Source organism: Bacillus tianshenii (assembly GCA_020524525.2).
Lineage (GTDB): Bacteria > Bacillota > Bacilli > Bacillales > Bacillaceae_N > Bacillus_AV.
In genome coordinates, this window is record CP129018.1 from 1,935,470 (window position 1) to 1,949,355 (window position 13,886).

The 13,886-nt window shown below is 41.2% G+C and carries 13 protein-coding genes and 1 riboswitch; all 13 genes read right to left on the reverse strand.

The annotated features are described in order from the left end of the window. The gene (locus LC040_09795; protein ID WLR53155.1) at positions 1–429 is read right to left on the reverse strand and encodes a bifunctional adenosylcobinamide kinase/adenosylcobinamide-phosphate guanylyltransferase; all 429 of its coding nucleotides are present in this window, start codon (positions 427–429) and stop codon (positions 1–3) included. After that, positions 381–1,004: a histidine phosphatase family protein gene (locus LC040_09800; GenBank protein WLR53156.1), complete on the reverse strand. Its 624-nt coding sequence runs from the start codon at positions 1,002–1,004 to the stop codon at positions 381–383. The genes LC040_09795 and LC040_09800 overlap by 49 nt, the downstream gene beginning before the upstream one ends. Then, a complete protein-coding gene (cobS, locus tag LC040_09805; GenBank protein ID WLR53157.1) occupies positions 962–1,750 on the reverse strand; it encodes an adenosylcobinamide-GDP ribazoletransferase in 789 nt (262 codons plus the stop codon). Before cobS ends, LC040_09800 begins: the two co-directional genes overlap by 43 nt. Continuing rightward, on the reverse strand, positions 1,751–2,305 hold the full coding sequence (locus LC040_09810; GenBank protein ID WLR49617.1) for a bifunctional adenosylcobinamide kinase/adenosylcobinamide-phosphate guanylyltransferase: 555 nt from the start codon (positions 2,303–2,305) through the stop codon (positions 1,751–1,753). Beyond that, the gene (cobD, locus tag LC040_09815) at positions 2,299–3,378 is read right to left on the reverse strand and encodes a threonine-phosphate decarboxylase CobD (protein WLR49618.1); all 1,080 of its coding nucleotides are present in this window, start codon (positions 3,376–3,378) and stop codon (positions 2,299–2,301) included. Before cobD ends, LC040_09810 begins: the two co-directional genes overlap by 7 nt. Then, on the reverse strand, positions 3,359–4,315 hold the full coding sequence (gene cbiB / locus LC040_09820; GenBank protein ID WLR53246.1) for an adenosylcobinamide-phosphate synthase CbiB: 957 nt from the start codon (positions 4,313–4,315) through the stop codon (positions 3,359–3,361). The genes cobD and cbiB overlap by 20 nt, the downstream gene beginning before the upstream one ends. Continuing rightward, on the reverse strand, positions 4,311–5,795 hold the full coding sequence (locus tag LC040_09825; GenBank protein ID WLR53247.1) for a heme ABC transporter ATP-binding protein: 1,485 nt from the start codon (positions 5,793–5,795) through the stop codon (positions 4,311–4,313). Before LC040_09825 ends, cbiB begins: the two co-directional genes overlap by 5 nt. Positions 5,796–5,817: 22 nt before the next feature. Continuing rightward, positions 5,818–6,864 (reverse strand): iron ABC transporter permease, encoded by a 1,047-nt coding sequence (locus tag LC040_09830; GenBank protein WLR49619.1) that lies wholly within the window; start codon positions 6,862–6,864, stop codon positions 5,818–5,820. Further along, on the reverse strand, positions 6,830–7,801 hold the full coding sequence (locus LC040_09835; protein ID WLR49620.1) for an ABC transporter substrate-binding protein: 972 nt from the start codon (positions 7,799–7,801) through the stop codon (positions 6,830–6,832). The genes LC040_09830 and LC040_09835 overlap by 35 nt, the downstream gene beginning before the upstream one ends. Positions 7,802–7,932: 131 nt before the next feature. Next, positions 7,933–8,135: riboswitch (cobalamin riboswitch) on the reverse strand. 52 nt (positions 8,136–8,187) lie between these two features. Next, positions 8,188–9,981, reverse strand: coding sequence for an ATP-binding protein (locus tag LC040_09840; protein WLR53248.1), 1,794 nt, complete (start codon positions 9,979–9,981; stop codon positions 8,188–8,190). Next, complete coding sequence (locus tag LC040_09845; protein ID WLR49621.1) at positions 9,978–10,694, reverse strand: response regulator transcription factor; 717 nt, start codon at positions 10,692–10,694, stop codon at positions 9,978–9,980. The genes LC040_09840 and LC040_09845 overlap by 4 nt, the downstream gene beginning before the upstream one ends. A 340-nt stretch (positions 10,695–11,034) precedes the next feature. Beyond that, on the reverse strand, positions 11,035–12,228 hold the full coding sequence (gene ccsB / locus LC040_09850; protein WLR49622.1) for a c-type cytochrome biogenesis protein CcsB: 1,194 nt from the start codon (positions 12,226–12,228) through the stop codon (positions 11,035–11,037). Positions 12,229–12,265: 37 nt separating this feature from the next. Further along, positions 12,266–13,873, reverse strand: a complete 1,608-nt coding sequence (locus LC040_09855) for a cytochrome c biogenesis protein ResB (GenBank protein WLR49623.1) — start codon at positions 13,871–13,873, stop codon at positions 12,266–12,268. Positions 13,874–13,886: the final 13 nt, after the last annotated feature.

Below are 13,886 nucleotides of genomic sequence, written 5' to 3' on the forward strand. Positions count from 1 at the left end.
TTATTTTTTCAATGTTTGTGGTAATCCACACCAAATAACATCTACCCGTTCTGCCTTAGCTGCAAGGGTTTGATAACACCAGCCTGTATAGTCACGCCACTGGCGGTTAAGCTCCTCCATCGGCACAATTCCTTTTGAAATATCAGCACCAATGACAACACAGGTACCACCGCCGCTTTCCCACTCAATGACCTTTTCAAAAAAAGTGTTCCAATAAGCACAAATGTCATCCTCAGCTTTAACTAATGTTTCTTTAATTGCGGCCTCTACTCCTTCAAAAATGAGAAAGGATGCTGTTTTTTGTTTTGGAATATACAGCTGTCGCTCATATGCTGACTGCCACAAAACATTCGATGCTGAATGAAGCTGATAGTAATTGCTTACCCATTTTTTCTTTCCTTGACAGACACCTCCTGTAACGAAATGCAACGTTCTCCCCTCCTTAATCGCTCCGACGTTGTTTCTAGCAGCCAACCACCTGCATGCGGCACATTCCACTGCCAAAATGACTTCTGAGTTGGTGCGAACCATTCGAGAAGTGTACGGATAACGCCTCCATGTGTGACAACGGCGATACTCGTTGCATTCATTCCATCCATTTCCTCGGCTATTTCTGTGATACTCCTTCTAATACGGTCATGAAAGACTGCTTTCGTTTCACCATTTGGGACCGGTAGACGATCATCATCGAGCCACGCACAATAAGCAGGCTGTTCTTTTAATTCAGCATACGTTTTACCTTCCCAATCTCCAAAATTAAACTCCCGCAATGAGCGTGTTGTTTTTAGTGGCAGATGAGGAAAGAGAAATTTTGCTGTAGCAACGCATCTGTTAAGATCACTTGAAAGAAGGCAATCAGGCTGTACAAAAAGCTCTTTCATCACTTGCAAATCATCTTCCGCATGCACGGAAAGAGGCTCATCACGCCAGCCGAGATATTGTTTTGCGAGATTTGCTTCTGTTACACCATGCCGTATGAGAGTAACAGCCACACGCCCATCCATAAGAATGTCTCACCACCTTCAATAAATGCACCAAGCGTATCGCCTGTTATACCACCGAATGACCGCTTCACAAATATTTGAAACAAAGCAGTATACAGCATTATTCCTGCACTAAGCATAAGATACAAATACTCCCCATTGAAAATAAACAACCCAAGACTAAGTAACATAATTCCTAAACAAAGCACAATCACGAAATCTCGTCGTTTTAAGTAGCGTTGAAAGTGATGGGCAAGACCACTTTCTTTAGCTGAAGACGTAAAGCAAATCGTATAGACCATGCCAATACGAACGATAAAGGGCAGCACAATTAAAACAAAGGGAACCAAATCCGCTTGAAGATGAACGGCTTCATAAAGAAACAACCACCGAAATAACAATAAAAATAAGAGGGCGATAACACCGAAAGCCCCTGTACGCGGGTCGCTCATAACCTCAAGTCGTTTCCTTCTGTCTTGAAAGGAAAAGTAAGCATCCGCGCAATCCATCCAGCCGTCTAAATGTAAGCCGCCTGTAGTAACAGTCATGAGAAACAGGAGAACAATTGAAACAGCTAGTGAAGAAAAGGACCCTGCTTGCAAAGCGAGAAAAGCACCAGCGAGCAGCATGCCAATACTTAGACCAATGAATGGCAGCCACATTACTGCAAAGCGTGCTTTTCTTTCCTCCCAAGGAACTTCTACTGAAAGGGGAATTGGCGTGAAAAATTGAACAGCTAGTATGAAGCCATCAAACACAAACCGCATTTAACTGTTCCCTTCCTTCATCGCTTGCACAAGCCCAAACTCCGCTTGGTACGCCTCATCCGCTATCTCAACAATTTCTTGATGCAGCTTCCCTAATGAAGAAAGATAACACTTGCTTCCTACATCTTCAGGCATACCGTCATAGAAAAGGTCATTCGAAACAACAATGACATGCAAGCATTGTTTCTGATATTGTTCGATTGTTTCTTTCATTCGCCTGACAACAAATGCTGACTGTTGCGCTGATTGCCAAATGTCATTTATAAAAAGCTCATTGCTTAGCCACACCGTTAAACAATCAATTAACACCGTATCTGTTATTGAAAACTGAGGTATAATGTTTTCCAAATTCCGAGGCTGCTCCCATGTTTTCCATTCATAAGGCGAAGCTGCACGGTCGTTCTGATGCTTCTGAATACGCTGCTTCATTTCATTATCAGTAATCGTGCTTGTCGCAATATAGTGAATACATGTATCCTCTGCTAAATGGCATGCATACTGCTCAGCGAATGAACTCTTTCCACTTCGCACTCCCCCGCTCACAAAAATTAGCATTGATCTAACCAGCCTTCTAGATTACGGAGAAGTGTATCATTTTCATCTTTTCGCTTTATCGCAAGCCGAATTGATTTTCCATTCAGTCCTTGAAAATTATATGTGTGCCGAGCAACAATGCCCTGCTGAAGCAAAAATGTTAGTAAAGGTTTCATATCACTGAACTGAGGATGAGAAAGCAGATAGTAGTTCACAACGGACTTTGAAGTGGTAAAGCCCATTTGTTCTAACCGATTCAACACCCGTTCACGTTCGTACGAAATCTGTTTTTTCGTTTCTTCTACAAAACGTCCCTCCTCTAAGCATTGCATGCCAATCTGCTGTGCCAATGTATTCACGCTCCAAGGTGGCTGATAGGATGCAAGTGCTTGAACAATCGGCGCATGACCTAACACATAACCAAGACGAATACCTGGAATGTGAAACATTTTTGTAAAGGATCGAAGAATGAGCAAATTAGAATATTTTCTCAAAAGGTGAACAGCAGAAACGTTTTGTTCAGCAAAATCATAAAATGCCTCATCAAGCACAAGATACGTGTCATACTCTTCACAAAGCTGGCAAAGTTCATGAATAACGGAATCACCGTATGTCATTCCTGTTGGATTGTTTGGATGACAGCAAAAAAGCACATCAACTTTTTTCAAAAACTCCCCCATTTTGTATAATTCTAAATGACCGTCTTCATTCAGTTGAAAGGATTCCACACTACATTGATAAGCTTTCGCGGCCAGACGATATTCCGTAAAAGTCGGTTCAATAATGCCGACTCTTTTATTCATAAAATATCTTGTAATCAAAAAGATACATTCTGCAGCACCATTACCAATTAATACGTTTGAGGGGTCAAGCTTTTCTTTATCACCAATCGCTTTTCTCAGTGTAATAGAGTCAAGCTCTGGGTAATGCGAAGCAGCTGATATGCAATTAGACAGCAGCTCGTTAAAGCTCTCAGGCATGCCAAACGGGTTTGTATTTACACTGAAATCCAACACACTTCCACTATACTTAATGTCAAATGCGTTATACACGCCATTTGTGTTGGCACCATGTTCAGGTAAAGAGATAGTCAATGATAAGCACCCCCAGAGAAATAAAAGTTAAAAACATCACCGTTGTTCGTTTCATAATTTGAATCGCTTCGTGAATATGAGCTGTGGCTAATGACACTGTTTTAGTGCCGATTAGCGGACGGTTAGAAATTGTTCCTTGATAATGATTTTGTCCGCCAAGCTGAACCCCTAGCAACAGCGCCGTAGCTGCTTCACACCAGCCGCTATTTGGACTCGGGTGTTTCCTAGCATGAATCGGCAGCTTTTTCACTAGATGACCGACATGCTTGTTATATTTTTTTGCATTGGCAAGTAACATCGCAATGCCTGTTAAGCGGCTTGGAATGAGATTCAGCAGATCATCAAGTCTCGCAGAAGCCCAGCCGAACGAAATATATTTTTCATTTTTATACCCAAGCATGGCATCACACGTATTCACCCCTCTGTAGAAAAACGCGAGAGGTGCACCGCCAAGCAGGGCATAAAACAAAGGAGCTGTTATCCCATCACTTGTATTTTCTGAAACCGTTTCAACTGTCCCTCTAACAATCTCTGATTCACCTAACGTGTCGGTGTCACGCCCAACAATCCAGCCAAGTTTCGCACGCGCCTCGGTAAAATCACCTGCACGCAATGGTATTTCAACTCTTCTCGCAGCTTTTTCGAGATCATTTAATGCAATCGTTGTAAAAATAAGTACCGCTTCAACTGCAATTCCAATAATGAGATGAAGTTGATAAGCAACAGTAATAATAGCGAGTGGGATCAGAAAGCAGCAAATAGAAACGATCAGCACAGTAAGCACACCTTTTCCTTTGCGAAAACGACCTTGATTGAACGCTCGGTCAAGCTTACTGATCAATGCACCAATCAACCGAACAGGGTGAGGTAAATGCTCAGGGTCACCAATCCACTTATCGAATGCAAGTGCTACAAGCGCTGCGATGACGTGCTCAATCACTGGCTTTCACTCGCTGTTTGTAGCGTTCGATTGATTCTGAAACTGCTTCAAACATTAACTTTCCAATCGCTTTCCCGATCGGTGTAATCGTACCTGCATATTCAAATTGTGTCCCGCATTGTGTAGCAGCTACGAGCATACTGTCTGTTGAAGTACCTGTTGCTGGTGTGCCTGTTTCAGGATCGAGAATACCTTGCTGTTGAACAGCCTGCACCTTCGCTTCTGTTGCAGTCATCATCGCTTGCACATAGGCTGCTTCGGTAAGATGCCCTTGCAAGAAGATCCAACTATTAATCGTACCTGGTGAATATTCGAATTCCTTGTGCAAATATGCTCTCGAAATATCAACTGCATTTCCAGTGCCAGCTGTTACCATGACAAACAAAGAAAAGTCATCGGTATCCATCCGTTTATAAGAAGCATCTTCTAACATTGCGGCAGTCATCATGCCGACCGTTTGTTGGATATTACAATCTAAGTTCCTTAAATATTCCGTCATTTCTTCTAACGCATTATCAATCTTATAATCTTTTGGCACGTGACGATTAATAAATGTACCAGCCCATTGAAAGCCAGCTCCAATCAATGCAGAGGATAATGTTTTCAATGGTTTAGGGGAAACAACAGTAATTCGTTCACTTGAAGCTGTTACGGTTAATTCATCAATGCAATTTACCCGTTCGGTATCATCCTGCTTTGGCAAGAAAGTAATTAAAGGTGATGGTGCAGTTGGATGCTCTTTCCGTTTCACATTTGTCTCGTAAATACGCTTTAAGCGCTCTTCTTTCATCACTTCATCTGGCGTGTGAAGTGACGCAGTTTTACCGTCTTCTAACAATAACAGCCGATCACAATACAAGCTTGCTAGATTTAAGTCATGAAAAATCGTGATAACCGTTAAACTTTTCGTTTTTGCCCATGTCTTTAATGAATCAAGCAACCTCATTTGATGCGAAATATCCAAGTGGTTTGTCGGTTCATCCAATAATAATAGCTTTGGTCTCTGCGCTAACGCACGAGCGAGAAAAACGCGTTGACGCTCACCTCCACTTAACAACTGAATGGATTTATCTTGTAAATCCCAAAGACGTGTTTCTTCCAAGGCTTCATTCACAGCCTTCTCATCCTCCGCTGTCCATTTCGGAAATAAGCCCGTTTGATGAGAATACCTGCCAAGCTTAACTGTTTCTTTTACCGAGTAAGCAAATGACACATCAGTTGTTTGTGGGAGTACCGCTACTAATTGTGCTAATTCTTTCGGACTGTATTCTTCAATCTTTCTTCCTGCCAGCGTAACAGCCCCTTCATTAAGTGGCAGCTTTCCACTGATAAGCTGAAGAAGTGTTGTTTTTCCACTTCCATTTGGCCCGAGAATGCCAAAAATCTCACCTGCTTCTAAATCAAATGAAACATTTGAGACAACTTCTTTCTTCCCGTAGCCGCCTGATACGTTTTCTGCTGATAACATCATGTTCATCACTACTTTCTGTTTCTCCTAATCACCTTTTCCGAATCGTATAGAACAGAATCGCAAATACTGGTGCCCCAACAAGCGATGTAATGACTCCAATCGGAAGCTCTGCAGGTGAAATAATTGTTCGTGCAATCATATCAGCTATGACGAGAAAAGCACTTCCATTCAAGAAGGAAAGCGGTAACAAATGACGATGGTCTGCTCCCCATAATATTCGGGTTAAGTGCGGAATAACTAAACCGACAAAGCCGATCGTTCCAGAGACTGCAACCGCTGCCCCTGTTAGAAGAGACGCTCCTCCAAGCACAGCATATTTTCGAATTTGTACATTCACCCCAACATGACGTGCCGCATCTTCACCGAAGGCAAGAGCATTTAATTCTCTTGTATTCATAAGAAGAACAATAACGCCTATTATTGTAAAAGGTGCCACCATCTTAACATAAGGCCAACCCCGCATAGAGACACTACCCATTAGCCACGTAATAATTTGACGTAATTCTTCTCCTGTTAAAGCGATTAATAACGAAATAAGTGAACCGATAAAAGCACTAAAAATAATTCCTGTGAGAATAATTGTTTCAACTGACATTTGAGCATCTATTGCTCTAGCAAAACCGAGCACAAATACGAGCGTTACAAAACCAAATAATATACTCATTACAGGTAATGTAAAGCCATGCAGCAACGGTAAAGAAACACCGAAAAACATGACAACAACCGCCCCTAGTGATGAGCCAGAAGAAATCCCTAGCGTGTAGGGGTCAGCTAACGGATTTTGTAACAACCCTTGAAAAGCCGCCCCCGCAATCGCCAGTGAACCTCCGACAAATAATGCTAATAACACTCTCGGCAATCGAATAATCATTACAATGTTTTCATGCATCGGGTTAAGTTCGACCGTACTGCCAGTCAGGTTCGCATAGATAATTTGAAACACTTCTTTAAAAGAAAGATCAAGCGTTCCAGCTGTAACACTTAGTAGCATGGCCAGTAAAAGTAAACTAATAGATATAATATAGGCAAGTGATATATGCTTATTTGAATACGTCTGGATAGACAAGTTTAGCAAGTTCTTCTACTCCCTCTACTAAACGCGGGCCTGCACGATTGAATTTATCTGCATCAACTGCATAGATTTGGTCATTCTTCACTGCGGGAACATCCTGCCATGCTTGACGTTGTTTGATTTGTTCTACTGGATTATCGACATAGAACCCGTAAGTGGCAACAATAACATCAGGGTTAAGCAAAACAGCATCTTCTTCGGTGAATTTCACCCAGCCTTCTTGGTCAGCCGCGGCGTTTTTCGCTCCAATCTTTTGAAGAGTTTCGTGCATAAATGTACCTTTTCCTGTCGTATAAATTTCTGGAGCTGGCGCCACTTCTACCCATACTGTCTTTTTCTCTTCTTCACTAATATTGGCTGCTTTTTCTTCAATTGCAGTGATTTTATCTTGCATGTCTTTTGCGACTTTTTCCGCTTTCTCAGCATGTCCGGTTACTTTGCCGATTAAGCTAATCGACTTATACACTTGGTCAAACGATGTAGCATCTGGTACAACTACAACATTTATCCCTGCTTGACGCAACTGTTCTAATCCTTGTTCAGCCTTTGCCATACCTGATGCATGAGCAAGCACTAAATCAGGATTTAAGCCAATGACTTTTTCACTATTAAAATCAAGTCCGCCGATTTTTTCTTTGTTCTTAACATCTTCTGGGTAATTATCCCATTCTGTTACACCGACAACTTGTTTCCCTGCTCCAACAGCATATGTAATTTCTGTATTACTCGGAATTAATGAGACAATCCGTTCTGGTTTCTTGTCAATCGTTACTTCTTTTTTAGTTGCATCTTTAATTGTTACTGGAAAGGCTTCATCTGCTGTTTGTTGTTCCTCTTTTTTCGCTTCTTTCGATGTGTCTTCTTCATTATTGCCACACCCTGCTAGCACCATTATTGCAGATAGCAAAATGAGCAATACTGCTGTTAATTGCTTCTTCATTCCTTTTTTCTCCTCTCATACTCAATCTCATAAAAAAACCTATCCTTCAAAGGATAGGTTTCAACGACAGACGTAGCGCAACAAACTATACGCTCATGCATGCCGTTTCAAACACTCAACCCCCGAAGGTTTGAAACATGATTGCGTTAGGCAGGTCTACTGACTTATGCTTCACCCTACTTTGAGCCTTCCCATACATAACAATATGTACAGTGGTCACCTCATTTCGTCCACATTTACAGTTGCGGGGACAGTTCTGGACTTTCACCAGATTCCCTTTTCAGCCGTAAAATTTATACCTTTTACTCACGGCACCTATATGCAACACATGTTATAAAGTTTTCTCTAATGATACAGTACAAATTTCGATGATTCAAGCAAATCTTCTAAACACGTTCATCATTTCGAGGAAGTAAGAAGCTAAACGTTGTTCCTTCATTCAGCCGACTATGGGCAGAAATATGACCCCGATGTGCTTCTACAATATTTTTTGCAATAGCCAGACCTAGTCCTGTTCCACTTCTGCCTCTTGTCCGTGCTTTATCTGCTTTATAGAAACGCTCAAATACAAATGGTAAGTCTTCTTCCGGTATACCTGAACCAGAATCAGTTACATCAAAGCGGACTGAATCTTCTAGCACTTCCATAGTTACTGTCACGGTTCCACCTTCATTTGTATGACGAATCGCGTTATCAATTAAATTAGTTAACACTTGCTCTACCCGGTCTGGATCAAACCATAGGTCCTCTGAGACGTCAGGTACGTTTGTATTTAATGTAATCTGTTTATCCTTTGCAGGGCCTTGGAATTTTCGCACAACCCGTTTCGTAAATTCCGTGACTTCGATCTCGTCAAGATTTAACTGAATATGACCTGCTTCCATCCGTGCTAGATCTAGTAATTCATTGACAAGACGCCCCATGCGCAATGATTCATCTAAGATAATTTGTGCAATTTCCTTCTTCTCTTCTTCACTGCCTGCAATATCATCAACGATTGCTTCACTATAGCCATGAAGCATTGCAATAGGTGTACGCAATTCATGTGATACATTTGCAATGAAATCTTTACGCAGCTTATCAAGACGCCGCTCTTCTGTCATATCACGTAATACTGCGACAGCACCACGTACAAATGCTTCATCATAGAGAGGAGTAATTAAGATAACCCAGCTACGTCCTTGGATACTCATTTCGATAACTTGCTCTTGTTCTTCTTTGACAACCTTACGCAAAAGAGAACGCAATTCATTTGGCAAGACATGAATTTCCGCCGGTTCATTGCCTTGTTCAAATTGAAATGCTTCTAGAAAACGATTTGCAGGTGGATTCGAAACGAGAATATCTCCTTTTCGATTCATCGTAATGACACCATCTGCCATACTTTTTAATATGCTAGAAAGTTGCTCCTTCTCTTGACTAAGTGCATTGATATGAAAGTCAAGCTGACGCCCCATTCGGTTGAAAGCAAGTGCAAGCTCACCAATTTCATCATGCGTTAAAATTGGTACCTTCGTTTCAAACTCTCCACGTGCCACTTCGAAAGCAGCCTCCCTCATTTTTCGGAGCGGTGCTGTAATCCTTGTTGATAAGAAGAACGCAAACACTGTTGTTAGAACAATCGCAATCCCTGCACTTAACAAAATAATTTTTGTCGTCTGTTTTGTCGTCTGTCCGACAATATCTAATGATTGATAAATAAATACTCCGCCAGGTTCATCAGCAGAAATGCTCACTGGCACTCCAACAAGAATCATTTCATTATTAAACCCTGCATTTTCTACAAGCTCTTCTGGTGGGAAAGCAAGCTTACTAATCTTATGTCTTTCTTCAATAACGTTATTTAAATCCTCTTCATTCAAAAGCTCTTCAATGGTTAGCTTTTCCACTGACGGCCGATTAAAGGCATACCACCGCTGCGTTTTCCCACTTACAATAAATAATTTAGCAGAAGGGTCAACCATTTCCCCGGCAATTTCAAATGCTAAATCTTGTTCTTCATGCTGCTCGATGACTTTAGCAATTTTCTGTGCTGTTTGCGACAAATCCTTCTCTGCTTCACTCACATGATAGGTTTCAAAAAATTGCAGCAATAAGACAGTTAGAATAAATAAAACAAACGATACGAGTAAAAGAATAGTGAACCAAAGTTTACCAACGACACTTCGCCAGAACATCAGTCACCCACAACCTCGAATTTGTAGCCAACACCCCAGACTGTGACGATCATTTTTGCTGCTTGGGACGATACTTTATTAAGCTTTTCACGCAGTCGTTTTACGTGTGTATCAACGGTTCTTAAATCTCCGAAAAATTCATATTGCCATACTTCTTTCAATAACTGCTCACGGTCAAACACTTTATCTGGTGCTTTTGCTAAGAAATAAAGTAATTCGTATTCTTTCGGTGTTAAACTAACTTCTTTACCATCAGCTGTTACACGATGGGCATCATTATCAATTGTAAGGTGTGGAAAGACAACAACATCTTTTGTCGTTGTATCTGTCTGCAAAAATTTCGTCGGTGAAGAACGGCGCAATAACGCTTTTACACGTAGCACTACTTCTCGAGGGCTAAATGGTTTAACAATATAATCGTCAGTGCCGACCTCAAACCCTTGGACACGGTTTGCTTCTTCACCCTTTGCTGTTAACATCATAACAGGCGTAGCTTTGCGCTCACGAAGCCGCTTACAAACTTCCAAACCATCCATCCCAGGCATCATAAGATCTAATAGAATTAAATCATAATCATTATCAAAGGCTTTATTTAATGCCTCTTCACCGTTATCAGCTTCATCAATTGCATAATCCTCACGCTCTAAGTACATCTTCAATAAACGTCGGATACGCTCTTCGTCATCAACGACTAAAATCCTTACATGATTGTCCATATTCATACATCCCCTTTTTTATATACATTTCAATCATTCATTCCAAGTTCTTTGCTATGTATACACCCATTAATGTTATGTAATGAGCCATTATTTAAAATAGTATTATCATGCTATTCATGCTCTTTACATCACATGTTCAGTCTGACTTTATATTACTAAACAACACAGAGAATGACAATGATAAGCATTTAGAAGAAAAGTACAAGGCGCCTGCTAAACCTTAACGATACTTGCAATATGGTGGACTTAATCCTTAAGGAACGATTAACCAAGGAATATACTAGTTTCCTTACCTGCAAAAAAAGAAAAACCCCGTAAATATACGAGGTTTCTTCCATTATGCATAAGAGTGAAGGCCAGAAATAACGAGGTTTACAGCAACAAGGTTAAACATAATAATGGCAAACCCAACAACAGCTAACCACGCTGACCTTTCACCGTGCCACCCTTTCGAAAGGCGTAGGTGTAAGAAGGCTGCGTAGAACAACCACGTAATTAAAGCCCATACCTCTTTCGGGTCCCAGCCCCAAAAGCGTGTCCAAGCAACTTGCGCCCAAATCATCGCAAAGATAAGCGCCCCTAGTGTAAAAACAGGGAAGCCAATTGTTACAGCACGATAGCTAATTTCATCAACAAGCTGAGGGTTTACACCTTTCAGCTTTGGTTGAATTGCTGCACCAATCCGCTTGCGAAGAATCAGCCTAAGCAAGCCATATAAAATAAGACCTGAGAAAAGTGACCAAACTAATGTGTTGAACTTTTTCGGTGCTTTATCTCCATTCATCCAAAATGGCGCTTCAAACAATGGTTCGAATGCACCTTCTGTTAACAATTCACCATCTTGTGGTCCTACAATGGCAGGCATTTTATATGTTAACTCAGTCGCTTGTTCCTTCTCACTTACCCACTTAAAGGTAGCTTCATAGTCCATTGCAGCAAACGTTGATGAAACTGCAACAAAGCCAAGTGTTGAAATAAGTGTATATAGAATAAATTCAAGCCAGAACGTCCGTTTACTTGCACGTGACTGGTCTACGACATGAATCAAATAAATAAGACCAGCTGCAAAACTAATTGCTAAAATCGCCTCTCCTAGTGCTGCAGTCGTTACGTGGATATGCAACCAGTTACTCTGCAACGCAGGAATAAGCGGAGAAATTTCAGTTGGAAACATGCTTGCATATGCGATGATAAGCAATGCAACAGGCATTGTGAACAAGCCGATTAATGCATTTTTGTAAATGAGATAAATCAAAATAAACGCAAAAACAAGCATCATCCCAAAGAAAGTTGTGTATTCAAACAAATTACTTACAGGTGCATGGCCTGATGCGATCCATCTCGTAATAAAATATCCTACTTGAGCTAGAAAGCCAATAACCGTTATAACAAAGCCAATCTTCGCTGCTCTATTCGGCTTCCCTTGGGCACGTTTGTCACGAATAGCGCCGCCAAAAAATGCAGTCGATATCAAATATAAAATAAAGGCTACATAGAGCAGTGTGCTACTGACATTTGCTAAATCGCCCATAAGTGTTCCCCTCCTTTTCTTGCTTTTACATTGAAAACTATGAAGCTTTTTCTTTTTTCTCTTCTTCTGCCTGATCAATCGGCATCATTACGTCTGTGCCTTCGATCATTGTTTCAATATCTTTCTTCAAGCCAAACCAGTTCTTGTTCGTATGTCCAGCAATCCATACTTCACCTTGCTTCTGCTTTATCCAAATACGGCGATGGTTCCAATACATCCCTTGAATAACGCCAATCATAAAGATCGCTCCGCCTACTGCAATCAAAGGCAATGTATAATCACGACGAACAGTTAAAGCCGTAACATTACGCGTATCAATGCCTGCAAATGACATTTTATGTGTGTTTTCACCGAGCGGCTCTACATTCGTCCGAATACCAACGAAGCTAACTTCGCCTTTCGGTGTCTCAGGTGTGTACATTTTAAATACAAATGCTGGGTTATTCGGAATTCGAGTCTTTGTTGCCGGGTTCCCGTCATCATCAAAATAAAAATCTGGGAAGTAGTTCAGCACTTCCACCTTCGAACCGTTCCCTAGTTCATAGACATCTTTCGGGTTGTCCAAATTAACGGTTAAGCCCCCTAAAGACTCTTGTGTTTCTTTGTTCTCTAGACGAAACGACATACTCTTTAATTCATTCAGCTTATAATCTGTTTGATAAACAGCAAAGCTTTCAAACTTAAGAGGCTGGTTCACACGAATTTTATGTGATTTTACTTCTTCAAGTTCAGCTTCAGCACCTGGAAGTGTATCTCCTTTTTCCTTATAGAGTACACCATTCGTTTGGAAGTTCTTTGGCATTCCCATTCCAACCTGTACATCATCTTCCTCGGTATACAGTTCACGCACAAAGCCGTCACTCTTCAAATAATACTCGCCATTCGTACCAGGCACAGCCTTCGTTTCTCCGTCCCGAAGCCATAAGACTTCATCAATATACATCCCTGGGAAGAAACGAAGCATACCGCCGATTAGAAAAATAATTAATCCGATGTGGTTCACATATGGACCCCACCGTGAGAAACGACCTTTTTCTGCTAGTAGGCTACCATTCTCTTCTCGAACACGATAACGCTTCTGCTTCAATTTCTCTTTCATTGTTTCGATTGACTTTGCAGGCTGAATTCCTTGCGTAGCTCCAAATACACGCTGACGTTGCAAGAAATTATCATGACGCTCAACACCTTGCTTTTTCAATGCACGATAAAGAGGAACAACACGGTCAAGACTGCAAATTACAAGAGAAATAGCAATTGATGCAATCATTAACATAAACCACCATGAGCTGTATAAGTTATGAAAGCCTAACTCATAGTACAGCTTACCTGCAAATCCATACTCCTGCTCATAGAATGCAGACGGTGAAACGTTTGGTGGAATATAAAATTCCTGTGGAAAAACTGTTCCTAATGCAGAAGCGACAAGTGTGATGACAATCAGCCACACACCTACTTTTACCGAAGAAAAGAAATTCCAAATCTTATCAACGATTGATTTCTTATATGTTTGGGACCGTCTTGCGCTTCCATCATAGCGCATGTCCAATAATTTTTTTTGCGGCTCCTCCAATGGCTTACCACAAGATTCACAGAGAATCGTACCATGTGGATTCACATGCCCGCACTGACATTTCACTTTCTCCATGGTGTCACCTCTA